This is a genomic window from Desulfobacteraceae bacterium, from assembly GCA_022340425.1.
Taxonomy (GTDB): Bacteria; Desulfobacterota; Desulfobacteria; order Desulfobacterales; family JAABRJ01; genus JAABRJ01.
In genome coordinates this window covers 1-23,279 of record JAJDNY010000088.1, presented here as the reverse complement: position 1 = coordinate 23,279, position 23,279 = coordinate 1, and the positions used below count along the sequence as shown (strand labels likewise).

General features: G+C 65.6%; 28 protein-coding genes. 18 read left to right on the top strand and 10 right to left on the bottom strand.

Features of this window, described 5'->3' with window-relative positions; translation table 11 throughout:
• The 4 genes from LJE63_08050 to LJE63_08035 all read left to right on the top strand — a co-directional run.
• Nucleotides 1–602, top strand: a 602-nt coding sequence (locus LJE63_08050) for a DUF1295 domain-containing protein (GenBank protein ID MCG6906561.1), incomplete at its 5' end; no start/stop codon positions are given.
• Between the two features lie 84 nt (nt 603–686).
• A complete protein-coding gene (locus LJE63_08045) occupies nt 687–947 on the top strand; it encodes a hypothetical protein (GenBank protein ID MCG6906560.1) in 261 nt (86 codons plus the stop codon).
• 17 nt (nt 948–964) lie between these two features.
• Nucleotides 965–1,402 (top strand): acyl-CoA thioesterase, encoded by a 438-nt coding sequence (locus tag LJE63_08040; GenBank protein MCG6906559.1) that lies wholly within the window; start codon nt 965–967, stop codon nt 1,400–1,402.
• On the top strand, nt 1,399–2,496 hold the full coding sequence (locus tag LJE63_08035; GenBank protein ID MCG6906558.1) for a 23S rRNA (adenine(2503)-C(2))-methyltransferase RlmN: 1,098 nt from the start codon (nt 1,399–1,401) through the stop codon (nt 2,494–2,496). The genes LJE63_08040 and LJE63_08035 overlap by 4 nt, the downstream gene beginning before the upstream one ends.
• A gap of 24 nt (nt 2,497–2,520) precedes the next feature.
• On the opposite strand, the gene LJE63_08030 is transcribed toward LJE63_08035, so the two are convergent.
• From LJE63_08030 to LJE63_08020, 3 genes are read right to left on the bottom strand one after another with little or no spacing between them, the layout of a single operon-like run.
• The gene (locus tag LJE63_08030; protein MCG6906557.1) at nt 2,521–4,020 is read right to left on the bottom strand and encodes a hydroxylamine oxidase; all 1,500 of its coding nucleotides are present in this window, start codon (nt 4,018–4,020) and stop codon (nt 2,521–2,523) included.
• Between the two features lie 50 nt (nt 4,021–4,070).
• The gene (locus LJE63_08025) at nt 4,071–5,450 is read right to left on the bottom strand and encodes a deoxyribodipyrimidine photo-lyase (GenBank protein MCG6906556.1); all 1,380 of its coding nucleotides are present in this window, start codon (nt 5,448–5,450) and stop codon (nt 4,071–4,073) included.
• A gap of 16 nt (nt 5,451–5,466) precedes the next feature.
• On the bottom strand, nt 5,467–6,087 hold the full coding sequence (locus LJE63_08020) for an HD domain-containing protein (GenBank protein MCG6906555.1): 621 nt from the start codon (nt 6,085–6,087) through the stop codon (nt 5,467–5,469).
• A 243-nt stretch (nt 6,088–6,330) separates the two neighbouring features.
• Between LJE63_08020 and LJE63_08015 the strand changes: the two genes are divergently transcribed.
• Nucleotides 6,331–6,510: a hypothetical protein gene (locus LJE63_08015; protein MCG6906554.1), complete on the top strand. Its 180-nt coding sequence runs from the start codon at nt 6,331–6,333 to the stop codon at nt 6,508–6,510.
• 174 nt (nt 6,511–6,684) lie between these two features.
• Here the strand turns inward: LJE63_08015 and LJE63_08010 are convergent, their stop codons facing one another.
• Both LJE63_08010 and LJE63_08005 read right to left on the bottom strand, forming a co-directional pair.
• Nucleotides 6,685–7,152 (bottom strand): SRPBCC family protein, encoded by a 468-nt coding sequence (locus tag LJE63_08010; GenBank protein MCG6906553.1) that lies wholly within the window; start codon nt 7,150–7,152, stop codon nt 6,685–6,687.
• Nucleotides 7,153–7,227: 75 nt separating this feature from the next.
• Nucleotides 7,228–8,442, bottom strand: a complete 1,215-nt coding sequence (locus LJE63_08005; protein ID MCG6906552.1) for a class I SAM-dependent methyltransferase — start codon at nt 8,440–8,442, stop codon at nt 7,228–7,230.
• A 69-nt stretch (nt 8,443–8,511) separates the two neighbouring features.
• Between LJE63_08005 and LJE63_08000 the strand changes: the two genes are divergently transcribed.
• From LJE63_08000 to LJE63_07990, 3 genes are all read left to right on the top strand, one after another.
• A complete protein-coding gene (locus LJE63_08000) occupies nt 8,512–9,567 on the top strand; it encodes a hypothetical protein (protein MCG6906551.1) in 1,056 nt (351 codons plus the stop codon).
• 123 nt (nt 9,568–9,690) lie between these two features.
• The gene (locus LJE63_07995) at nt 9,691–10,026 is read left to right on the top strand and encodes a DUF1475 domain-containing protein (protein ID MCG6906550.1); all 336 of its coding nucleotides are present in this window, start codon (nt 9,691–9,693) and stop codon (nt 10,024–10,026) included.
• A complete protein-coding gene (locus LJE63_07990) occupies nt 10,023–11,063 on the top strand; it encodes a cyclopropane-fatty-acyl-phospholipid synthase family protein (protein MCG6906549.1) in 1,041 nt (346 codons plus the stop codon). The genes LJE63_07995 and LJE63_07990 overlap by 4 nt, the downstream gene beginning before the upstream one ends.
• Here LJE63_07990 and LJE63_07985 read toward each other — a convergent pair.
• From LJE63_07985 to LJE63_07965, 5 genes are all read right to left on the bottom strand, one after another.
• The gene (locus tag LJE63_07985) at nt 11,060–11,599 is read right to left on the bottom strand and encodes an NUDIX hydrolase (protein MCG6906548.1); all 540 of its coding nucleotides are present in this window, start codon (nt 11,597–11,599) and stop codon (nt 11,060–11,062) included. The two genes, LJE63_07990 and LJE63_07985, sit on opposite strands and share 4 nt — an antisense overlap.
• Nucleotides 11,600–11,706: 107 nt before the next feature.
• Complete coding sequence (locus LJE63_07980) at nt 11,707–11,910, bottom strand: 4-oxalocrotonate tautomerase family protein (protein MCG6906547.1); 204 nt, start codon at nt 11,908–11,910, stop codon at nt 11,707–11,709.
• A 91-nt stretch (nt 11,911–12,001) separates the two neighbouring features.
• Nucleotides 12,002–12,319 carry a cupin domain-containing protein gene (locus LJE63_07975; GenBank protein ID MCG6906546.1) on the bottom strand — a complete coding sequence of 106 codons (318 nt, stop codon included), beginning with the start codon at nt 12,317–12,319 and terminating at the stop codon, nt 12,002–12,004.
• Between the two features lie 147 nt (nt 12,320–12,466).
• Nucleotides 12,467–12,817 carry a YajD family HNH nuclease gene (locus tag LJE63_07970; protein MCG6906545.1) on the bottom strand — a complete coding sequence of 117 codons (351 nt, stop codon included), beginning with the start codon at nt 12,815–12,817 and terminating at the stop codon, nt 12,467–12,469.
• Between the two features lie 114 nt (nt 12,818–12,931).
• Nucleotides 12,932–13,252 (bottom strand): hypothetical protein, encoded by a 321-nt coding sequence (locus tag LJE63_07965; GenBank protein MCG6906544.1) that lies wholly within the window; start codon nt 13,250–13,252, stop codon nt 12,932–12,934.
• A gap of 180 nt (nt 13,253–13,432) precedes the next feature.
• Between LJE63_07965 and LJE63_07960 the strand changes: the two genes are divergently transcribed.
• The 10 genes from LJE63_07960 (at nt 13,433) to LJE63_07915 (ending at nt 23,274) form a co-directional block, all read left to right on the top strand.
• Complete coding sequence (locus LJE63_07960; protein ID MCG6906543.1) at nt 13,433–14,026, top strand: epoxyqueuosine reductase; 594 nt, start codon at nt 13,433–13,435, stop codon at nt 14,024–14,026.
• Between the two features lie 402 nt (nt 14,027–14,428).
• On the top strand, nt 14,429–15,568 hold the full coding sequence (locus tag LJE63_07955; GenBank protein ID MCG6906542.1) for an ABC transporter substrate-binding protein: 1,140 nt from the start codon (nt 14,429–14,431) through the stop codon (nt 15,566–15,568).
• A gap of 301 nt (nt 15,569–15,869) precedes the next feature.
• Nucleotides 15,870–16,763, top strand: a complete 894-nt coding sequence (locus LJE63_07950) for a branched-chain amino acid ABC transporter permease (protein MCG6906541.1) — start codon at nt 15,870–15,872, stop codon at nt 16,761–16,763.
• Nucleotides 16,763–17,806: a branched-chain amino acid ABC transporter permease gene (locus tag LJE63_07945; GenBank protein MCG6906540.1), complete on the top strand. Its 1,044-nt coding sequence runs from the start codon at nt 16,763–16,765 to the stop codon at nt 17,804–17,806. Before LJE63_07950 ends, LJE63_07945 begins: the two co-directional genes overlap by 1 nt.
• A complete protein-coding gene (locus tag LJE63_07940; GenBank protein MCG6906539.1) occupies nt 17,803–18,588 on the top strand; it encodes an ABC transporter ATP-binding protein in 786 nt (261 codons plus the stop codon). The genes LJE63_07945 and LJE63_07940 overlap by 4 nt, the downstream gene beginning before the upstream one ends.
• Nucleotides 18,581–19,285 (top strand): ABC transporter ATP-binding protein, encoded by a 705-nt coding sequence (locus LJE63_07935; GenBank protein ID MCG6906538.1) that lies wholly within the window; start codon nt 18,581–18,583, stop codon nt 19,283–19,285. The genes LJE63_07940 and LJE63_07935 overlap by 8 nt, the downstream gene beginning before the upstream one ends.
• A gap of 405 nt (nt 19,286–19,690) precedes the next feature.
• Entirely contained in the window at nt 19,691–20,863 is a 1,173-nt protein-coding gene (locus LJE63_07930; GenBank protein ID MCG6906537.1) for a permease, read from the top strand.
• 107 nt (nt 20,864–20,970) lie between these two features.
• Nucleotides 20,971–21,150, top strand: a complete 180-nt coding sequence (locus LJE63_07925) for a hypothetical protein (protein ID MCG6906536.1) — start codon at nt 20,971–20,973, stop codon at nt 21,148–21,150.
• A gap of 122 nt (nt 21,151–21,272) precedes the next feature.
• A complete protein-coding gene (locus LJE63_07920; GenBank protein MCG6906535.1) occupies nt 21,273–21,749 on the top strand; it encodes a rhodanese-like domain-containing protein in 477 nt (158 codons plus the stop codon).
• Between the two features lie 4 nt (nt 21,750–21,753).
• Nucleotides 21,754–23,274 (top strand): cation diffusion facilitator family transporter, encoded by a 1,521-nt coding sequence (locus LJE63_07915; GenBank protein MCG6906534.1) that lies wholly within the window; start codon nt 21,754–21,756, stop codon nt 23,272–23,274.
• Nucleotides 23,275–23,279 lie beyond the last annotated feature (5 nt).

Here is a 23,279-nt window from a genome sequence, read left to right as displayed (position 1 = left end):
TGACGCTGCTCACCACGGTCTGGGGCTTTCGTCTGGCGCTGCACCTCGCCTGGCGCAGCGGCGGCGAAGGCGAAGACCGGCGCTACCGAAAAATGCGCGCGGCCCACGGCAAAAACTTCTGGTGGGTGAGCCTGTTCACCGTTTTCGGGCTGCAGGCGGTCCTGCTGTGGCTGGTCTCGCTGGTCATCCAGGCGCCCCAGGCTGCGGCCGCACCAGCGCGCCTGACCTGGCTGGATGGTGTGGGGGTTCTGGTGTGGGCCTTCGGGGCGGGCTTCGAGGCCCTGGCCGACTGGCAGCTGGCCGCCTTCAAGGCTGACCCCGCCAACCGCGGGGCAGTGATGCGCCGCGGTCTGTGGGCCTGGTCGCGCCACCCCAACTACTTCGGCGAGATGCTGGTCTGGTGGGGGCTCTACCTGGTGGCACTCACCAGCCCGCGCAACGCCTGGACCATCATCAGTCCGCTGACCATGACCTTCCTGCTGCTGAAGGTTTCCGGGGTCTCCCTGATGGAGAAGGACATCGCTGACACCCGGCCCGGCTACCCGGAGTACGTGCGGGCCACCAATGCCTTCTGGCCGTGGTTCCCCAAGCGGCATGGGTAAGGGGCCGCCGGCAGGCTTGCCGCCTTTTGAACACCGCCGCCGGCCCGGGGGAAACGCGCGGCCGGAAGCGGTCTGGGATTTACCATGGCAACCGTGTCCGCCCTGGTCATCTTCTTTTTCCTGCTGGTGACCGTCTTTCCACTGGTCTGTCTGACTCTCACGGCATCCGCCTGGGCGGTTCACCGGCTGCGGCCAAACGACCCGGCGGGCGCGGGCCTGGACCGTCGCCGGCTGGCGAACAGGATCGACCGGCTGAAGCAGTCGGCTTTCATCGTGTCGGTGGTGGTGCTCTTTTTTTTGGTCACGCCCTTCGCGCTGCTGGTCTTCGTGGCGGGGGCGTTTTGAATTTGAACAGGTGAGCTATGACGGCCGATAACCCCGGATTCAGCATCCCGCTGACAGTCCGCAGCGACGATCTGAACTTCGCCCAGCATGTGGCGCATCAGAATTACTTCATTTATTTCCAGGAGGCCCGGATCGCCTACCTGCGGCAGTTCGGTTTTTCGGAGCTGAACATCTGCGGCTGCGCCATGCTGATCGCCGAGGCCAGCTGCCGCTACCGCAGGGAGCTTTTTTTCGGGGACCGGCTCGCGGTCGCCTGCCGGGTGTTGCAGCTCAACCCCAAGACCTTTGTAATGGCCTATACCATCGCCCGGGACGGGGACCCCTGCGCCGAAGGGGCGACCACCAACCTGGTGGTGGACCCGCGGCAAAAGAAGGTGGTTCCGCTGCCGGATGGCTTCGTCACGGCCGTGAGGGCATTCGAGGGCCGATCCCTGGCGGCGCCCCCCGGCGCATGAGAGGCGCGGAAAAGAAGGGGGCCCGTTTTTCGGGCGCCATCCCCGGCGCGCCGGGCGGCCCGCTGGCGCTTTTCGGGGTCGGCTGCGGCGAGCTGGCCGACCAGCTGACCCTGCGTTACGGGTCTGGGGCCTACCACGCCGCCGCCATCTACCGCGGGGTGTTCCAGCGGGGCGGCACCCGAATCGAGGAGTTCCCCGAGCTGGCCCGCTCGCCGGCGCTGGCGCACCGGATTGCGGCCGACCTGCGGCTGCCCGCCTGCCGGATCGTCGCCAGCCGGGAAATGGACGGGGTGGTGAAATTCGCCACGGCGCTTGACGACGGCCAAATCATCGAGTCGGTGGTCATCCCGGCGGCGGGACGCACCACGCTTTGCGTTTCCTCCCAGGTGGGCTGCCGCATGGGCTGCCGCTTCTGCGCCACCGGCGCGATGGGTTTCGGCCGCAACCTCCTCCCCGCGGAAATCGTCTGGCAGGTCTGGGCGGCGCGCTTCAGGCTGGCCGTGCGGGTGGACAACGTGGTCTTCATGGGCATGGGCGAGCCGCTGGACAATTTCGCCCATGTCGCCCAGGCCCTGCGGGTGATGGGCGATCAGCGCGGGTTGGACATCGCCCCGCGCCGGATCACGGTCTCCAGCGCAGGGCATGCCGACGGCATCCGCCGCCTGGGGCGCCTGGGGCTGCCCAACCTGCGCTTGGCCGTCTCCCTGAACGCCGCCGACGACCGCCTGCGCGGCCGGTTGATGCCCATCAACCAGAGATATCCGCTGGCGTGCCTGAAGGCCGCCCTGGAGGGCTTTCCCATCGGGCGTGACGGGGTGGTGCTGGTGGAATACGTGCTGCTGGCCGGGATCAACGACGCCCGCGGCGATGCCGCCGGGTTGGCCGCCTATCTCAAGGGGCTGGTGGTGCGGGTCAACGTGATCGCCTACAACGGGGACGGCCGGTCGGGGTTCGCGGCCCCGTCGGCGGCGCATGTGGCACGCTTCTGCCGCTGGTTGGCGGAAGAGGGGGTCTTCTTTTGCCGGCGGCAGCCCCGGGGCCGGGATATCCTGGCGGCCTGCGGGCAGCTGGGGGCGTCGCTAGCCGCGCGCTGAGCCGGGGTGCGGGCGCCGCAGTCCTTACGGGGTCTTGGCAGCCACCCCCTCTAGTCGGCGCTGGAGCGCCAGCCAATCGGCCAACTCGCGGATCCGGCCGTTGAGGTGGTAGCGGCCGTCGGCAAACACGCCGTAGTCCCCGCCGCCGGCCATGGCCGAGGCAAAGCGGATGTTGTTGGCGTAAAACAGCCAGAGGTCGGTCCATTTTTGTTCCACGGCTTCGTCGAAGGGGTTGTCCGGGTCGGCGAAGCCGCGGTGCCAGATCTCGCCGATGATGCCGGTGGCCGTCAGGGTGCTCAGGTTGGTGGTCCGGATGGTGTTTTCAAAGCGCTCCCGGTGCCCGGCGACCCAGGCGCTGCTGTGGCAGGCGCGGCAGGCGGCCTGCATGGTGGCTGTTCGCGTGGCCTGCTCTTCGGTTGAAATCAGGTAGTCCGTGGCCAGGCCGCCGTCGAAATCGGTGGGCAGCGGCTGGCCGTCGCGGTTGCGGATCTTGCGGGTGTCGGGATCCCGCGGGTGGGGATGGGCGTAGATCAGCCCGAAGATGCGCCAGGAGAGGCGGTCGCTCATCTGGTGGGTGCGCCGGGAGATGGCCTCGCCGTCGCTGTTCACCAGCAGGCTGATGTGGCAGGCGGCGCAGGTGGGCGCGGTGAAGTCCCGGCCCACGGTCCAGGGCACCGTCTTGAAATCCCAGTCGGCCCCCAGGCTGTCGTAGATGTTGCCGTGTTTGCTGGCCGAGTAGACCTTGAAGGCGGGGACGTCCGGACCCACGTGGCACTCCTTGCAGGTGTGGGGCCGGCGGGCCATGGCGATGGCAAACGTGTGGCGCGTGTGGCAGGCCGAGCAGGCCCCGCGGCTGCCGTCCAGGTTGATGCGGCCCACGCCCTGGTTGGGCCAGCCGTCGATCTTGGGAAATGTCATCTCGCCCAGGTCGGTATCGCGGGTTTCGCTGCCGCCCACCGTCAGCCGGGTGCCGTGGCAGTAGAAGCAGGCCTCGGCGCGGGTGGCCGCATCGGCCGGGGCGTCGCTGAGGGTGCCGTCCGGGCGCTGCAGCTGGCCGATGATGGCCTGCTGGTGCCGGGCGTAGAGCGCGTTGTCGGCCAGATTGCCGTGGGCGTGGGCCATGATGTTGCGGTCGTACTGCTCGGCCTCCTGGCTGTGGCAGGTGGCGCAATCCGGCGGGCTGACCACCACGTGGACCTCGTGGCCGTTGTGGTAGAAGGTGTCGGCGTGCGCCTCGGGCCGCAGGGTGTGGCACTCGGCGCAGCCCACGGCGGTTGCCAGGAGGTTCTGCGGGACTGCGCTGCTGGAGACCTTGCGCGCCAGGCCCGTCACTGCCAAAGCCGTGGCGGGGGTGGTCTGGGCGTGGCGGCTGGCCTGCCACCCGCTGACGATGCCGGGGTGCAGCGTCGTGTGGCAGTCCAGGCATTCCTGGGTGGCGTCGCTGACCGGGACGGTGGCCGACATGGCGGCCAAAGGCGGCAGCAGGCACAGGAGCGCGGCGGCCAGGGCGAGGGTCTTTCCCATGGGTTCCTCCATCTGAGCATCGGTTGGTCAAAAACCCCGGGCGGCGCCCCTTACGGCAGGCGGCTGACCTTGGCGACGTAAGCCCGGATGTCGCACTTGCGCTCCAGCCCGGCGGCGGTCATCGAGCGGACTTTGCCGAAGACCTTCCGCTCGGGCCAGGCGCGGTCGTGCATCCCGAAGATCCAGGCCACCCCGGCAAAGGAGTTGGGGTCGCGGCCGTCGAGAAAATACCGGTTGTTGAGCCCCAGCAGGGTTTCGAAGGCCGTTGCGGGGGTCGGCGACCACTCCAGGACCTTCTTGCCCCAGTACATGCGCATGTAGTTGTGCATGAAGCCGGTGGTGGTCATCTCCCGCATGGCGGCATTCCAATACGGGTCGTGGGTTTCGGCCGCCGCCAGCGCCGCCCGCGGGTAAAGATGGGGCCGCGGGTCCGCGGCGTGTTCGCCGAGGGTTTTGCGGGCCCAGCCCGGCAGGCAGCCGAAGCGGTCGTAGTCCGGGGTGTAGAGGACGAAATTGGCGGCCAGCTCGCGCCGCACGATCAGCTCCTCCAGGTAGGCGTCGCGATCGGCGGAACATTCGGCGGCATGGTTTTTGAGGGTCAGGGCCAGGTAAAGCGGCGAGATCTGGCCGAAGTGCAGGTAGGGGCTCATGCCGGAGACGTCGTCGGTCTGGGGCTGGTTGCTGTTGCGCGCGTAGCGGCAGAGCCGCTCGTCGAGAAAGCGTTGGAAACGCTTTTTGGCGGCCGCCGCGCCCCCGGGAAAAAAGCGGCTCACCGCGCCAACCTTCCGGTCGATTTTAAGACCTTTTAGAAGCGCCGCCGCCCCATCCTGAATTGCCAGCCCTTCCAGGTCAAGCCCCAGGCCGCTTTGCTTGGGCGTCAGCCGCGGGGCCGGCACCAGGTAGTCGGGCAGCAGACGCTGCAGTTTGGGGCGCAAGGTGCGGGCGGCGTACTCGGCTTTGGGGGAGGCCGTGGCCACGGGCACCACCACGTCGCTCTCCACCTGGACGACCGGGCAGGGTGCCTGCCGCGCCACCAGCATCCGCCAGGATTTCTGGTGCCGGCAGCAGCCCACGTCGCAAACCAGAAGGGCCGCCTGGCGGGCCAGCGCCAGGGCCACCTGGGGCGGCTCGCCGCGCCGGCAGACCAGTGGGATGCCGCGTTTGGCAAGGGTCCCGGCGGTTTCCACCAGCCCCTCGAGCATGAAGGTGTAGTGCCGCAGATTGGCCTCGGGGTAGGCGTCGGTCAGGCCGAAGCCCACCACCACGGGCAGCTTGAGCCCGTTGGCGCGGAAGATGGCGTATTCCAGGGCGTGGTTTTCCGCGGCCCGCTGGGCCTGCTGCATCCAGTAGAGAACGTAGCGCCTCCCGGCCGGGGGTGCATCCCCGGCGAGGGTCTGCACACGGCTGGGCTGGATGCCTGGTGGCAGCACGTGGCCTCCTCAGTTTTCAGGACGCGGCGGCCGCATCGACCGCTTCGTCCGCCAGAATCCCCCGGGCAACCGCCTGGTCGAGCAGCCCCGAGGCGTAGCGCCACAGGGCCGGGGCGCCGCTTTGCAGGGGGGCGATGCGCCGTGCGACCTGGCAGCGCCGGATGCCGTGCTTGCGCCACATTGTCCCCCCGCTGTAAAAATTGTTGAGCACCGGCTGAAGCCGGTCCAGCGCGGCGGCGAAAAGGGCCTCGGGGCTCTGGCGGGCCTCGAACTCTTCCCATGCCGCCTGCAGATCGGCGGCCTGATCGGAGGGCAGGCGGCCAAAGACCCGGTCTGCGGCCAGCCGCTCGCGCGCCTGTTGGCCCCGCCGGGCCTCCTCATCGTAGCAGTAGGTGTCGCCGGCGTCGATTTCCACCAGGTCGTGAACCAGCAGCATCTTGACCACCCGCGGCAGGTCGAGATCCGGGGTGTCCGCATACTCGGCCAGGACCAGGGCTGCCAGGGCGATGTGCCAGGAGTGTTCGGCCGAATTTTCGTGGCGGCAGCGGTCGGTTAAAAGGGTCTGGCGCATGACCTGCTTGAGACGGTCGATTTCGACGATGAAGCCGATCTGGCGTTCGAGGCGGGCTGGGTCCATATGCGGCGGCAGGCTCCTTGGCGTTTTGGTGTAAGCGTATGCTGGATACGATGTTGCACCTACTGTAGCCGGATCCGGCTCAAATTTCAAACCCCAAAGGACGCCCCGAAAACCGTTGCGGTCGAATTCAGCTTGCGATGCTCACAACGGGGATTATAATGAGGGTGTTTGATTGCAACCCGGGGTCGATTGCCGCCGGCATCCGCCCCCATCACGGACTTTGCCACTTCAAGGAGGTTTGTCATGGCCACTGAGACCCAGGACCGCGTGTACGTGCGCGTCAAGGACGGCGCCGGAAACGATTTCATCTGCCCGCTGGACGCCCTCAAGAAACCCAGCCAGGCCAGCGACCAGGAGTTAGACAACTGCGTGGATGACGCCACCGTCAAGCGCTACTCGGGAAATATCAAAATCAAGGATTGACAGTTCTGTAGAATGGCCAATTTCTGCGTTGCGCTGCATCTCGAAGTCGCTGCGGCGTAAAGGTGTACGCCTCACGCCGCTGAGGTTTGCGCGCTGTAACTTTGCCATTTTACGAAACTGTCTGGATTCTGACTTTTACTGGTTCCTCAAGGATTGAGGGCTGCTGCGGCAGCCCTAAACGGCGGGACGGGCGAAAAGTTCCGCCAGCCGCTCCCGCCGGAAATCGAAGATCGCCTGCAAGCGTTTGCGCACCAGCGCGTAATGCAGCAACCGCCCCAGGGGACCGTAAGGCAGGACGTAGTGCACCACGTCGTGGATCGTGACGCCGCCGGCGGCCGCCTCGAAACGGTGCAAATGGTGCCAGAGGCGGTAGGGTCCCAGGCGCTGCTCGTCCACGAACAGGCGGGGCGGGTCGACGTGCGTGATCTCGGACACCCACCTGCAGGGCAGGCGCCATAACGGGGTCAGCCGGTAGGAGAGGATCAAGCCGGGGTGCATCGGACCGTCCGGCGGGGCGGTCAAGCGGAAGCGCAGCCACCCCGGGGTGATCTGGGGCAGGTTGCGCGGCTCCGCGAAATAGGCCCAGGCGCGTTCGGGATCGACGGGCAGGTTCTGGCAGCGGCTGAGGCGGTAGAGGTGCATGGCGAGCGCTTGTGCTGAGGGGAAGGCACGTGCCTTTGCGGCCCGCATGGGCCAAGAGTGCTGTTTTACTGGGGCCTAATCCGGGCGACGCGCGCCCCACACCGCGTAGACCGGGTCCGAGTAGAGCAGCTGTCTCGCGTATTTGTCGTCCGCGGGTCTTGGCAGTCCCCGCATGGAAAAGGTTTCCAGATGGTGGAAGGCCTCGGTTGCTTGAAAATACGCCAGCACGATGCCCATGCGTTCGAACTCGTGGGTTTCCTGCCAGAGGTGGATGGCCTTGGGAGGAAACCAGCGGTTGGAAAAGGTCGTGACAAAGTGTCCCCCCGGCCGTAACACCCGTGCCACCTCGCGGAAAACCGCAAACGGCTGGACCAGATACTCCACCGAGACCGTGCAGACCACGGCATCGAAGCTGCCGTCGGCAAACGGCAGCCGCGGATCCTGATTCAGGTCGTGCACCAGCTGCTCGTCCAGCCGGGGGTTGGCGTCCATCTCGGCCGCATTCAGCCCCAGGCCGGTGACCCTGCCCAGTTTGAGCCGCTCCGGAAAGTGTGATTTCCAGCTGGTCATCAGATCCAGCACCCGGTCGCCGGGTGCCAGCAGCCTTTCGTAAAGTTCGCTGATCACCGCGATCGCCTGGCGGTCGATGTGGTCCACCAGGCGCGGCTTTTCGTAGAAGACCAGGTCGTCGCTTTCGTCCTCGCGGGCAAAGGGGTTGCCCGAGAAAAAATCGGTGGGCTGGCCCTGCCAGCGGACCTGCATGCCGGGGCCCTTGAGGGCGGTTTCAATCCAGTCGTTGCTGGTACCCCCCAGTTCGCCGTGCTTGGGTTTGACCGCGCGCACAACCCCCGCCACCGCCAGATCGGCAGTGGCGAGACAGTGGTTGAAATCGGCCTGCAGGTGGCCGGCGTCGAGATCCGTGCAGCGGAACGGCTCGTTGTTGCCGCTGAACACACCCGGCAGGTCCCGCAGGATGCCCTTGGGGTAGAACCGGCCGCGGCGCAGGGTGATGTTGAGGTTCTCCAGCATGCGCGCGTTGACCTGCAGACGCTTGAGCGACTGCAGATGCCTGGCGGCGTGGGGGGGCGTTAGGGTTCCGGCCGGAAAGACCACGCTGAAGCGCTCGCCGCTGGCCTTGCCCAGCAGGGCGCGCAGCAGTTCGGCCGGGAACAGATCCCGCCAGAAATTGACGCGATCCACATGAAAACACTCGGTGTGGACGCCCTCGGGGCTTTGCCAGCGGAAGTGGAACTCCACCGCGGCGAGGGTGTCTTCAGTCGTGAGCAGCATGGAAAGGCTCCTTGGGCTGAGATGAAAAATGCCAAAATTCAATCTAAGACGATCCGGCGAAATGTAAAGGTGGCGCCAAAAGGGCTGTGCGCCCCGCCGGAGGCGGAAGCGGGGGGGGCTGCGGCGCTCTCGGTCACCCTGGCCTTTTCGATTCACCGCCCTGAAATTCTGCCCTTGGCCGCCGATCTGATGGCGGCCCACGATGTTATTTTCCTCGAGGAGCCGCCCACCCGCGGCTTTGGCGCCATGCTGCGCGGTGAACTGGCGGTGGCGGACTACCTGATGGAAAGCGAAACCGAATACCCGGAGTTTGGCCGCAGGACCTGCGAACTGCTCCAGAGGCTGTCACGGCGCGGGATTCCGATTTTTCAGGTGGAGCCTTTCCTGGAGGCCCTGGTGGGGATTCACGATTTTTTTGCCGACGGCGGCCAACCGTCCGAGCTGCCCCCGGGGTCGGTGGCGGCCCGTGTCTATGCCGCCGAAAAGGCCGCCACCGCCGCTCTTCTGGCCTATTATCGGACCGTCATGACGGGGTCCTTCGAGGCGGCCCTGGCGGTTGTCAAGGCCTTTGCCGCGGTGGACGCGGCCCGTTTCCGGCTGCGGGACGATCTGCGGGCTGGCGCCCTGGCCGACCGGATTGCGGGGTTTGGGCGGGTTTATATCGAGGCCGGCGAGATCCACCATGGCCTCTGGGGGGCGCTGCGCACCGCCCTGGCCGGCCGCGGACGGCTGCGCGTGCGCTACCTCTCCGCGCCGGTGGTGCGCCAGCTGACCGGCCGCGGACGTCTGGCCGGACCCGGGGACCGCATCACGCTGTACTACCTCTACCATCCCGCAAGCCGGGATCCCCGGCTGGATCTCATGGCCGCCCGCAGCCTGGTTTACAACAAGCTGCTGACCAAGGAGGAGATGCCGGCGGGCGCCGGCGAATTCCCCCACACCCGCGATGAGGTGGCCACCATCCAGGTGGTGCAGCGGCTGTCCCTGGAGGACTGCAAAACGCTTTTTCCCGTCATCCGACGGTTGGGCACGGCGGCGGCCCGGGAACTGGTGCGAACCCATCTCCAGCGCGGCGGCGACCGCCGCTGGCCGTCCATCTGGCGCACCGCCGGGGGCCGGCCTTGAAAGCGCCAAAAATGCCCCTACCTTCTTGACTATCTTTTTCGCCGCAGGGCGCCGCGCCCACACCCCACCCCATATCCCGGCCGGACGCCCGCGGCGCGACCCCGTTTAAGGAGACCCACCCGCATGCGAACCACCCTGAAACTGCTCTTCGGGCTCATTCTGCTGGGGATGCTGGGTATCACCACCGCCGCCAGCCTACAGCAGGGGATCGTGCCGGCCGCCCGTAATCTCTGGCCGGATTTGTGGTTCCGGGCCACCCTGCTGGATGCCTATTTCGGTTTCCTGACCTTCACCGTCTGGGTCTTCTACAAAGAGCCGCGGCCCGGCGCGCGCGTCGTCTGGTTTGTGTTGATCATGTGTCTGGGCAACATCGCGATGGCGGTCTACGTTCTGATTCAGCTCTTTCGCCTGCCGCCGGGGGAGCCGCTGGCGACCCTCTTGACCCGGAGGAACCCATGAAAGCCGCGATGGCCCTGGCAGAGCGGGCGCTTTTACCCGATTCGATCATCCGCTTGGGGATCCGCATGCTCAGCCGCCAGCGGCTGCGGGTGGAGGGGCGCGGGGATCTCGCGGCCCGGCGCCGACGCCAGCAGGCTTTTATCCGACAGCTTCGCCAAAGCCCCATCGCGGTTGCCACCGGGGCCGCCAACCGCCAGCACTACGCTCTGCCGCCGGCCTTCTTCGAGAAAGTGCTGGGCCGGCGGATGAAATACAGCGCCTGCTACTGGCCGGCCGGCACCGGCAGCCTGGATGTCGCCGAAGAGGCCATGCTGGACTTGACCTGCGGGCGGGCGGGGATCGCGGACGGGATGCAGATCCTGGAGCTGGGCTGCGGCTGGGGGGCGGTTTCCCTGTGGATGGCCGAGCAATACCCCCACAGCCGGATCCTGGCGGTTTCCAACGCGGCGCCCCAGCAGGCCTTCATCCGCGAGCGCTGCCGTCGGCGCGGGATCACCAACCTGACGGTGGAAACCGCCGACATCAACCGCTTCGAGACCGCCCGGCGCTTCGATCGCGTGGTATCGGTGGAGATGTTCGAACACATGCGCAACTGGCAGCAACTGCTGGCGCGCATCGGCGGCTGGCTGACGCCCGAGGGGCGGCTCTTCGTGCATATCTTCAGCCACCGCGAGCTGGCCTACCCCTTTGAAACCGAGGGCAGCGACAACTGGATGGGACGCCACTTCTTCACCGGCGGGATGATGCCCTCAGACGACCTCATGCTCTACTTCCAGGACCATCTCGGGGTGGAAGACCACTGGCGGCTCGGCGGGCGCCACTACCAGAAGACCGCCGAGGCCTGGCTGGCCAATCTGGATGCCGCGCGGGCGGCCTTGCTGCCGGTGATGGCCTCGGTTTACGGGGCTCCCCGGGCGGCCGCCTGGCTCCAGCGCTGGCGGATCTTTTTCATGGCCTGCGCCGAGTTGTGGGGGTTTCGCGGCGGCCGGGAATGGATCGTCTCCCACTACCGCCTGCGGCCCCATGGGCCGCGCTAAAAGGTCGGGCGGCGGATCTGGCCGGTGTGAAAGGTGAAGGTGCCGGCCCGGCGGTCCTCGAAATAGCGTTTCAGCGTTTCGCTGACCACCTGGAAGGCCAGCTCGTCCCAGGGAATCTGCTCCTCGTCGAAGAGCCGCACGTCCAGGCTTTCCTTGCCGGCCGCAAATTCAGCGCCGGCCAGCGGGGCCCTGAAAAAGAGGTACATCTGGTTGACGAAGGTCAGGTCGTAAAGGGCGTAGGGCACGACCGCCACCGAGCGGGCGCAGGCCTCCTCGAAGAGTTCCCTTTTGGCCCCCTCCGCCACCCGCTCGCCGTTTTCCAGGTACCCGGCCGGGAGGGTCCATTTGCCATGGCGCGGTTGGATCGCCCGGCGGCAGAGCAGCACCCGGTTTTGCCACTCGGGGATGCAGCCGACGACCATCTTGGGGTTCTCATAGTGGATCGTGCCGCAGGCCGTGCAAAAGTGGCGCGGGCGGTCGTCACCCGGCGGGATGACGGTGGTGATTTTGGCGCCGCAGTGAGAGCAGTAGTTCATGGGGTTTCCGTTTGGCCTTTTCCGGGGGGGGTGCCCGGCAGGTGCGCTGCTGTTGGCCGGCCCCACCGCAGGGTGGGATTCTGACCGGCTGATGCGGCGCAGGGGCGTCAGGCCCCGCGCCTGCGCCTTTGACTGACGGTCTCGCCGCCAATCCCCCAGCTGTCGGTATCGACCTCCTCGATCACCACCACGGTGGTCTGGGGGTTTTTACCCAGCACTTCCTGCAGCAGCCGGGTGGTGCCGGCGATGAGCTGGGCCTTTTTCTCGGGGGTGACGCCTTCGTTGGTGATCTTGATGTTGACAAACGGCATACCGTCTCCTTTCGGGTGCCCCTTTGGCGGGCGGTGTGCCCAGCGGCTGGGAGGACGATGCCGCCGGGGTGGGCTTTTGGGGCCCTGAGCGTCAGGATTTGATCATCGTCAGCATCATCTTGAACCGCTTGACCGCCCGTAGGGCATGGGGTTCATGGGCCGGCATGACGATCATTTCGCCCTGGGACAACCGATGGGGACGGCCGGAAATGATGATCTCGGCCTCGCCGTCCAGTACCAGCACCATGGCGTCGAAGGGCGCCGTGTGTTCGCTCAGCCCCTGGCCCTGGTCGAAGGCAAAGAGCGTGACGGTGCCGGTTTTCTTCTGGATCAGGGCCTTGCTGACCACCGACATGTCCTGGTAGGCCACCATTTCCACCAGATTGCTGGGTTTGGCTTCATCTGTCATGGCGCTGTCCTTTCGGGTGCTTTGCGGGGTTGGCAGGGCCCGGGCGGGCAGTCGGCACCCCTTCTCGGGGTCGACCCCGGCACCGCATAGGACAATAGTAGAACCGATTTTTGAAAATAAAAGATGCCGCGGCGGCACAGCGCCCGGCTACTGCGGTTTTTTCTTCAGCAGGTCCGCAAGGGCCGCAAAGGGGGAGTGGGTCAGGGCGCCCGGGTCCTCCTCGACCGTGGGGTCGCTCCCGCCTTCGACGTGGTCGAGATAGCGGCTGTGTTCGTTGTCATGGCAGTAGAGGCAGAGGTTCTCCCAGTTGCTGCCGTCGGGCGGGTTGTTGTCGTGGTTGTGGTCCTTGTGGTGAACGGTCAGCATGCGCAGGTTCTTGCCGGAAAATTCCCGGCCGCAGCGGGCGCAGATCCAGGGGTGGATGCGCAGCGATTGCTCCCGGTAGCCTTTGAGGCGCGCCTCCCGCGCCTTGCGCGCCTCGGCCACCACGCGTTGCATGCCGGCCTGGGCATCCGGTGCCTTGGGTTTCTTGGCAGCCATTGGGTGTCTTTGACCTCTTGGGGGCTTGGGGGTGTGAAACCTGCGGAGGCCGCCGCGGCGGCTCCGCGGGGGTCAGGGCAGCACCAGGGTCTTGATTCCCAGCGCCGCCCCCAGCCAGCAGCCGGAGACCACGACCGCCACCTGGGCGGTGCGGGCCCATAAAGGCGGCAGCCATTTGCGCTGCAGCACCAACCCGACGGACATGACGTGCAGCGGCACCCCCAGGCTCAGGCCCAGGGCCAAAGCCTGGGGCAGCCACCCGTGACCATGGGGCCCGGTCAGGACGCGGCCCACCAGCACGCCGCTGGCCGCATGGCACATCACCTTGGCGAGCAACAAAACGCCCGTCAGGATGACCAGGTTGGCGAAAACTCTGAAAATCTTTACGGGCATGGTGCTGAATTTCCGGAAATGGGCCGCGGATATTCCCGCTGTCCCCCCTTCATACCCTGTGGCGGCGGATTTTTCAACGGGCGCTTTGGCGCTGTCGGCGCAGGGGCCGGGGGCGGCGGTGTAAGCAACGATTGGAACCCGACCCCCGGGGCCCCGCTCTGGTACCAAGGCGCCCGCAGCGTGCTGGTGGTCGCCCTGGCCCATCCCGCCGAAAAGCCCGAGCTGGACTGGTGGTTCGGCCGGCGCGATCCGCCGGCAAACCGCATCCTGACGGGAATCGTCGGCCGTCTGTGCGACTGGTTGGCCGCAAGCGTTGAGATCCGCGCGGTTCACCTGCCCTATCACCTCGAAAAAGGCGGCACCTACCTGAAGGATGCCGCCGTGCTGGCTGGGATGGGCTGCATCGGCCGCAACAACCTGCTGGTGACGCCCGAGTACGGCCCGCGGCTCAGGCTGCGCGCCCTGACCCTTGACCGGCGTCTGCCCTCGAGCGGCCCGATCCGGTTTGACCCCTGCCGCGGCTGCGATGACCGCTGCCGCCGCGCCTGCCCCCAGGACGCCTTCGGCCACCCGCCGGCAAGGGCCTCCGCCCGCGACCGCCTGCGGCTGCCGGCGCGCACCGGCGTTTATGGGCGCGCCGCCTGCAACCGCCAGATGGAAATGGATGTCGCCGCGGCCGTCGCGGAGACGGTTGCGGGGTTCGATAATCCAGTCAAGTTGATCCGCTACTGCCGCCGCTGCGAGTTGTCCTGCCCGGTGGGCCGGAAAGCCTGAGCCCCGGCGGGATCCGCGGCGATCGACCCGCCGCCTCCGGCTGAGGCGATTAGGGGTTGATTTCCGTTTCCCTTTTGCATATTCTGCTCGCCGAAAGTACCGGCTGGTGCACCACTCCGGGCGGATAGTCGAAGTTTTTTACCTGCCAGTCCAGAGAAGAAAACAGTGCCGGATGGGTGGCGCGCGTCGCTTCAGCCAAGAGCAGAAAGGTATTGCGATTCGGGCCGTTCGACCCGGCAAACCCCACCCGCTGCGGGCGGGGTTTTTTTTGCGGCCGGGCCCGCATCCGCTTTCAGGGCGACCCATCCACCGCCGCACCTGAAACGGTGCCCGGCGGTTGTCCGGGAGGTCGACGGGCGCTGGCCCGTCGCCCCCATCAAACAACCCGAAAAGGAGGAAGGCATGAAAAAATGGTTTGTGCTGTTGTCTGGCGTTGTGGTGGTGTTGATGCTGGTCGGGACCCCGGTCGGGGCGCAGGATGTGATTCCCATCGGGGTCTACCTGCCGCTGACCGGTCAGAACGCCTTCGGCGGGCAGCTGGAACTGGACGGCATCAAGCTGGCCCACGCGGAGATGCCCGAGGTGCTGGGCAAAAAAGTGGAACTCTTCGTGGTGGACAACAAATCCGACAAGGTGGAAGCCTCCAACGCCGTCAAGCGCTTGATAGAAAAGGAGAAGGTCGTGGCCGTGCTGGGCACCTACGGGTCTTCGCTGGCCATGGCCGGCGGCGAGGTGGCCGAACTGGCCGGGGTCCCCATGGTGGGCACCTCGTGCACCAACCCGCTGGTGACCCAGGGCAAGCAGTATGTTTTCCGGGTCTGTTTCATCGATCCCCTGCAGGGCGCCGGTGCCGCCACCTACGCCTACCAGAACCTGGGCAAACGCCGGGCGGCACTCTTGATCGACGTGGCCAGCGACTACGCCGTGGGTCTTGCCGGCTTTTTCGAGCGCTCCTTCGTGAAGCTGGGCGGTGAGGTCGTCGCCAAGCTCAAATACAACTCCGGCGACCAGGATTTCACGGCCCAACTGACCGAGATGATCAGCAAGGAGCCTGACATCCTCTTCATCCCGGCCTATTTTTCCGAAGGCGCGATCATCATGAAGCAGGCCCAGGAGCTGGGGGCCGGGTTCCAGATCATGGGCGGCGATGCCATGGACCACCCCGACATCGTCAAGATCGGCGGCGATGCCGTGGAGGGCTTCATCCACACCACCTTCCCCTACGATCCCTCCATGCAGGACATGAGCCCGGTGGCCCGGAAATTCACCGAAAACTGGCGCAAGGCGCATCCCGACGCCGACCCCAACGTCAATGCGGCCCTGGGCTATGACACCTACGCCATGGTCTTAGACGCCATCCAGCGCGCCGGCTCGGCCGAGCCCAAGGCCATCACCCAGGCCCTGGCCGAGACCAAGGGCTTCGAGGGCGTCACCGGCTCCACCACCATCAACGCCACCCACGATGCCGAAAAACCGGTGGGGATCGTCATGATCAAGGACGGCAAAAAGCAGTACATCGACACCATCGCGCCGCAGTTGTAAGGGTCGCGGTAAGAAATAATGCCACAATATGGCGAAGGATTTTGGTTCGTCATCAAGGCACATCCGTCGGCGCATATCGAGATATGTGCCGGCGGCTGTAACGCCGAGGACGGGCCAAAAGACCAGTAAGATGTGGAGTTATTTTTTGCCGAGGCCCTAAGCCGGAGGCGGCGCGTCACCTGGGACACGCGACGGGGGGGCTTGCCCGGGGCCTCCCCGTCAACTGTCTGCCTCGGCGGCAGGCGGCTGCTGGCCGCCGCCTGCCGTATTTCCGCGCGTCCGCCCACAGAGTGAAGGCGTCATGACCTTTTCAATGTTCGTTCAGCATTTCCTGAATGCCCTGACCCTGGGCAGCCTGTATTCGCTGATCGCCATCGGCTACACCATGGTCTACGGCATTTTGCGCCTGATCAACTTCGCCCATGGCGAAATTTTCATGCTGGGCGCCTATTTCGTCTTCTGGGGGGTCGTGCTGCTGCACCTGCCGTGGGCCGTGGCGGTTCTCGGCGCCATCCTGCTCACCGCCTTCAGCGGGGTGCTGGTGGACCGCGTGGCCTACCGTCCGCTGCGGGAGGCGCCCCGCATTTCGGCCCTGATCAGCTCCATCGGGGTCTCGTTCTTCCTGCAGAATCTGGCGATCGTCGTCTTTTCCGCCATTCCGCGCCAGGTCCACCGCCCCGACTGGCTGGCCAAGGTCATGATTGTCGGCTCGGTGCGGGTGCTGCCGTTGACCCTCTTCGTGCCCCTCCTCTCCCTGATCCTGATGCTGGGGTTGATTTTCATCGTCTACAAGACCAAGCCCGGGCTGGGGATGCGCGCGATATCCAAGGACATCGAGACCAGCCGCCTGATGGGGGTTCCGGTCAACCGCGTGATTTCGTTGACCTTCGGCCTTGGGTCGGCCCTGGCGGCGGCCTCGGGCATCATGTGGGCCCTGCGCTATCCCCAGCTGCAGCCCATCATGGGGGTCATCCCCGGTTTCAAGGCTTTCATCGCCGCGGTTCTGGGGGGCATCGGCTCCATCGGCGGGGCGGTGGTCGGCGGGGTGCTGCTGGGGTTCGTGGAGATCATGCTGGTGGCCTTCATGCCCGAGCTGGCGGGCTTCCGCGACGCCTTCGCCTTCGTTTTGCTGATCGTGATCCTGCTCTTCAGGCCCACCGGCCTGTTTGGCGAAAGGCTGGAGGACAAGGTCTAATGAACAAAGCCAACGCCACCCTGCTGAACCTGGCGGCCGTGGGCTGCCTGGCGCTCTTTCTGTGGGGCGCCGGCCGCTTTCTGGACGGCTACAAGGTCCAGATCATCAACCTGATCGCGGTGAACATCATCCTGGCCCTGAGCCTCAACCTGATCTACGGCTTCACGGGGCTGTTTTCATTGGGGCACGCCGGCTTCATGGCCATCGGGGCTTACGTCTGCGCCATGCTGGTGCTCTCGCCGGCCCAGAAGGAGATGCTCTTCATTCTGGAGCCGCCGATTTGGCCCTTTTCGGTGACCCAGGCCCCGTTTTTCCTGGCCGTGCTGCTGGGCGGGCTGGCGGCGGCGGCCTTCGGGGTTTTGATCGGGTTTCCGGTCCTGCGGCTGGGGGGGGACTATCTGGGGATCGCCACCCTGGGCTTTGCCGAAATCATCCGGGTCCTGGCCAACAACCTGCCGCGGGTGACCAACGGCGCTTTAGGCCTCAAGGGGATCCCGGCTTACGCCAACCTGTGGTGGAACTACGCCTGGTGCCTGCTGACGGTCTACTGCATCGTGAAGCTGGTGCGCAGCAATTTCGGCAATGCCCTGATGGCCATCCGCGACGACGAGGTGGCGGCCAAGTCGATGGGGATCGATGTTTTCAAGTACAAGATGATCTCCTTCACCCTGGGGGCCTTCTTTGCCGGTGTGGGTGGCGCGCTGCTGGGCAACCTGCTGACCACCATCGACCCCAAGATGTTTCTCTTCGTCCTGACTTTCAACGTCCTGATGATCGTTGTCACCGGCGGGCTGGGGTCCCTGACCGGCACCGTTCTGGCGGGCATTGTCATCACGGTGCTGCTGGAATGGCTGCGCTTCGTGGAAAACCCCATCAGCTTCGGCGGCTTCGAGATCCCCGGCATTCCGGGCATGCGCATGGTGGTCTTCTCCCTGGTCCTGCTGGTGATCATCCTTTTCCGCCGGGAGGGCATCATGGGGATGCGGGAATTCTCATGGGAGGGATTTTTCCGCTATTGCGGCCGGGGAGGGCGCTCCCGATGAACGACGCGATCGTCCTGCAAACCCGTGACCTGACCATGCGCTTCGGCGGCCTGACCGCCGTCAAGGACTTCAACATCGCGGTGCCACGGGGTGGCCTGGTGGGCCTGATCGGGCCCAACGGCGCCGGTAAGACCACCTGCTTCAACATGATCACGGGGTTTTACAAGCCCTCCCAAGGGGCGGTGATCTTCCAGGGCCGGGAGATCAGCGGGGCCGCACCCCACGAGGTTTGCCGGGCCGGGATCGCCCGCACCTTTCAGAATATCCGCCTGTTTGCCAACGAAACCGCCCTGCAAAACGTCATGATCGGCGCCCACCTGCGCCAGCAGACCACCTGGTGGCACGCGCTGCTGGGTCTGCCCGGCTTTCGGCGGGAGGAAAAGGCATTGCGGGAAAAGGCGCGCCGCCTGCTGGAGATCGTCGGGCTGGCCGACCACGGCGAGGAAAAAGCCACCAGCCTGCCCTACGGCGCCCAGCGGCGCCTTGAGATCGCGCGCGCACTGGCCACCGATCCGGCCTTTCTGCTGCTCGACGAGCCCGCCGCTGGCATGAACCCCCAGGAGACCGAGCACCTGATGGCGTTTATCCGCAGCATCCGGGAGCAGTTCAGCCTGACGATCCTCCTGATCGAACACGACATGAAGGTCGTCATGGGGATCTGCGAGCGGATCTGGGTGTTGGATTACGGCGAGACCATCGCCGTCGGCAGCCCGGAGGAGATCCGCCGCGACCCCGGCGTCATCGAGGCCTACCTGGGCAAGGAGTCCGCTGCGCATGCTTAGCCTGGAGAACCTGCACGTCTACTACGGGGCGATTCACGCCATCAAGGGCATCTCGATCCGCATCCCCAGGGGTCAGATCGTGACCCTGATCGGCGCCAACGGCGCCGGCAAGAGCACCGTCCTGCGCGCCATTTCCGGCCTGACCAAGCCCAGGAGCGGCCGGATCCTCTACGATCAGGCCGAGATCACCGGCTGGGCGCCGGAGAACGTGGTCCGCCAGGGGATCGCCCTCGCCCCGGAAGGCCGCAGGATCCTGCCGCACCTCACCGTTTACGAAAACCTCCAGCTGGGGGCCTACAGCCGCAGCGACAAGGACGGCATCGCCGCCGACGTCGACAAGGTCTACGGCCTTTTCCCGCGCCTGCATGAGCGCTCCCAACAGAAGGGCGGGACCCTTTCCGGCGGCGAGCAGCAGATGCTGGCCGTCGCCCGGGCGCTGATGAGCCGGCCCAAGGTGCTGATGCTGGATGAGCCCTCCCTGGGGCTGGCGCCCAAACTGGTGGCGGAGGTTTTCGAGATCATCCGGGCCATCAATGCCCAGGGCTGCACCGTGCTCTTGGTGGAACAAAACGCCTTCACCGCGCTGGGCATCGCCGACTACGCCTACGTGCTGGAGGTGGGCACGATCGTGCTGGCGGGCGAGGGTGCCCGCCTGATCAACGACGCCCGGGTGCGGGCGGCCTACCTGGGCGGCTGACGCCCCCATCCCCAAGACCGCGCCCCAACCCGTGCGGGGCGCCCGGTTTAGGCCCCGGGGCAGATTGACCGGATTTCCGAAATTACTGCTTTCGACCCCATCCTAAAATTTCCCAGCCCAGCCCGCTCTGGTAAATCCGCCCGTTGTTCCCCCGGCAATCAGCCGTATACCGCTTGATATTTTTTCTTGACACCCCGGGGCGAAACCAATATATTCCAAAACGACGATATAAACGGTTCGTTCAAGGCCGTTTTGGGACGTCGCCAGTTTGCCTGCCGGGGTTCAGCTTGGAGGGTGTTTGGGGCCGGGTGTTCTGGGCCTGTGAAATATTGCTGAATAACGAAATTTGAATCGACCGGCGATCCCGCGGCCCCAAGCCCCGGTCGCCGCACAGGAGCATCGGCAATGACAGAGCGCACCAAACTGCTGTTGATCGTAGGGGTCTTCGTGGCCGCCTACTACGTCCCCTGGAACCACCCGGTGATCCGCCAATCGGGGCTGGAGGCCTTCATGATGCTCCAGGAGTACGCCCGCGAGCATGTTTTGACCTGCCTGATTCCGGCATTTTTCATCGCCGGGGCGATCGCCGTCTTCGTCTCCCAGGCCTCGGTGCTCAAATACTTCGGCGCCCAGGCCGGCAAGCTCCTCTCCTACTCGGTGGCCTCGGTTTCAGGCACCATCCTGGCGGTCTGCTCCTGCACGGTGCTGCCGCTGTTTGCCGGCATCTACACTCGCGGTGCGGGCATCGGCCCGGCCACGGCCTTTCTCTACTCCGGGCCGGCGATCAACGTGCTGGCCATCACCCTGACGGCCAAGATCCTGGGCTGGCAGCTGGGCCTGGCCCGGGCCGTGGGCGCGGTGATTTTTGCCGTGGTCACGGGGCTTTTGATGGCGCTGATCTTCCGCAAGGACGACGCCGCGCGAACGGCTGGACAGATCTACGTGCCCGAGGCGGGGGCCAAAGAGCGCACCCTGCTGCAGGACGGCCTCTACCTGCTGACCATGGTCCTGATCCTGGTGTTTGCCGCCTTCGCAAAACCCGCTGCCGGCGCGACGGGGCTATGGCCGGCGATCTTCGCCGCCAAATGGTATATTACCATTGCCCTGCTGATCATCCTGGGGGTGATGCTCAAAGCCTGGTTCACCCGCGATGAATGCCAAAGCTGGGTGGAGGCCACCTGGGGCTTTATGAAGCAGATTTTTCCGCTGTTGGCCGGGGGTGTCCTGGTGGCCGGCTTCATGCTGGGCCGCCCCGGGCATCCGGCCCTGATTCCCGAAGCGTGGATCCAGAACCTGCTGGGCGGCAACTCCCTCTGGGCCAACCTGATCGCCGCCCTGGCCGGGGCCCTGATGTACTTTGCGACCCTGACCGAGGTGCCCATCTTGCAGGGGCTGTTGGGGGCCGGCATGGGCCAGGGCCCGGCACTGGCCCTGCTCCTGGCCGGCCCGGCGCTCTCGCTGCCCAACATGCTGGTGATCGGCAGCGTCATGGGTGTCAAGAAGACGGCCACCTTTTGCGGCATCATCGTGATCATGTCCACCATCGCCGGGATGGCTTACGGCGCTTTTTTCGCATAGGAGGTAATCCATGGACGATATCACCCGGATCCGGGTCGGCGGGCAGATGGTCGGGCTGGTCGGTTGGAAGGCGGCCCTGGCCGATGCGGTGGACCAGGTGCTGCGGCATGGCCGACAAAGAGGTGGCCCAAAGCCTTACCATCGCTCTGGTGGGACTGGTGCAGCGGCTTCCGGCAAGCGGCAACTTCCAGAAGGGCGGCCTCTGGTTCCGCAAGCTGGCCGGAGTTGCCGTCGGTTTGTTCTGGATTTATTTCATTATTAAGCCCTTTATCGATGGCCGGGCGTGATCACCGGACCCGGGGCGGAACCGGCCAACCACGGGACGTGAAATTGCGGGTTGAAAATGGCAGCAAAAAATTCAAATGATGGCCGGGGGGGCCTCCCGGGGATTGCCTGGCCCCGGGGCCCCTTGAAACAGGCCCGCTGGCAGGCGCCGGCACTGGTGGCCCTGGCTTTTCTCATTGCCCTGGGCACCAACCAGTGGCGCTCCGATGGCATCGCGCTTGTCGGGGCCTGGTCGGCGAACGCCCGCTTTTCCGATGCTGCCGGCGACAGCCTGGTCATCGGCGTGGAAGAGGCCCAGCGCCTGTTTCAGCAGGATGCGGCGCTCTTCGTGGATGCGCGGCCACAGAGCCAGTATGCCGACGGTCACATCCGCGGTGCCCTGAGTCTTCCCTGGCATGAGGTGGACCGCTATTACGTGGAAGCCGCCGAACGGCTGGAGGGTGCGGCCATGATCATCACATACTGCGACGGAGAAAGCTGTGACCTGAGCCACGAGCTGGCCCTTTTCCTCAAAGAGATGGGCTTTGAAAACGTGCGCGTACTGGTCGACGGCTGGAGCGTGTGGCAGCAGGCCGGGCTGCCGCTTCAGATGGGGGACTGATCTCATGAACGGGCCGGCATGCCTGGACGAACACCACCACGAGCACGACAGGTCCGCATTTGCTGAAGGGCTGGCGGAATCCGATGGCCACGGCCGCAGCGGGCACCATCACGGCCCGGCGCTGCAGGATACCACCGGCCCGCGGCTGCTGGCGACCCTGGCACTGAACCTGATCATTCCCACAGCCCAGATCATCGGCGGTTTGCTGGCCAACTCGGTGGCCCTGATCTCGGATGCCGTCCACAATTTCAGCGATTTCACCGCGCTGTTGATCTCCTACGTCGCCTTTCGCATCGGCCGCAGGGGCGCCACGGTCTTCAACACCTTCGGCTACCGGCGGGCGGAAATCATCGCCGCCCTGATCAACGCGCTGCTGCTGGCCGCCGCCTCGGGGGTGATTCTGTTCCATGCCGTCGGCCGCTTTCTCAACCCCCAGGCGGTGGACGGCACGCTGGTCATCATCCTGGCCGGTGTGGGCGTGGTCGGCAACGGTTTGTCGGCCTGGCTGCTGCACCGCGACGCGGCCCACAGCCTGAATGTGCGCGGGGCCTTTCTGCACATGGTGGGGGATCTTTTGACATCGGTGGCGGTCCTGGTCAACGGCCTGCTGCTGCTTTTTTTCCCGTGGTACTGGCTGGATCCGCTGCTGTCGGTCTTTATCGTCGTTTTTATCCTCAAAAACGGGTGGGCGCTGCTCCGGGAATCCACGACGGTGCTGATGAACGCCACCCCTGACGACATTGATCTGGAGAAGGTCGGGGCCTTTTTGGCCAATTATCCCGGGGTCTCCGGGGTGCACTACCTGCATGCCTGGCGCGTGTCCTCGCGCAGCATCGCTTTTTCCTGCCACGTGGTGGTGCCCGATCAAACGCTCAGCGGCACGGAGCGGCTGGCCGGGTGCATCCGGCATGAACTGCTGCAGCGCTTCGGCATCGATCACCCGGTGCTGCAGTTTGAAACCGCCGATTGCGGGCAGGGGACCCTGTTGTGTGAAATATCCTGCACCGGCAGCGGCGTGTGCACCCCGCGGATATCGTCCGCGGCCGCCCACCGCCGGGTTCAGCCACTGGTATTCCATGCCCTCCGCCTGCTGATGGGGGCTGTCTTCCTCTACGCCAGCTACGACAAGATCCTGCACCCCCAGGCCTTTGCCGAGGCCATCTACAACTACCAGATCCTGCCCGACGGGTTGGTCAATCTGACCGCCCTGGCACTGCCCTGGTTGGAACTGCTTTTGGGTCTGTGCCTGATCGGCGGGTTTTGGCTGCCGGGCGCGACGGTGATCAGCAGCGGCCTGCTGACGCTATTTTTCGTCGCCCTGGTCTTCAACCAAATCCGCGGGCTCGACGTCGGCTGCGGCTGTTTTTCAATCGAGGCCGCCGCAGGGCCGGCCGACCTCTGGACCGTGGCCCGCGACCTGGGTTTTCTGGCTGCAGCCTTCTATCTGGCGGTTTATGTCTTCTTCCTCAAACCGGCCGTTGCGACATTGCCCGATTCGCGCCAGCCTGCACAGCCGGAATCATAATCGCG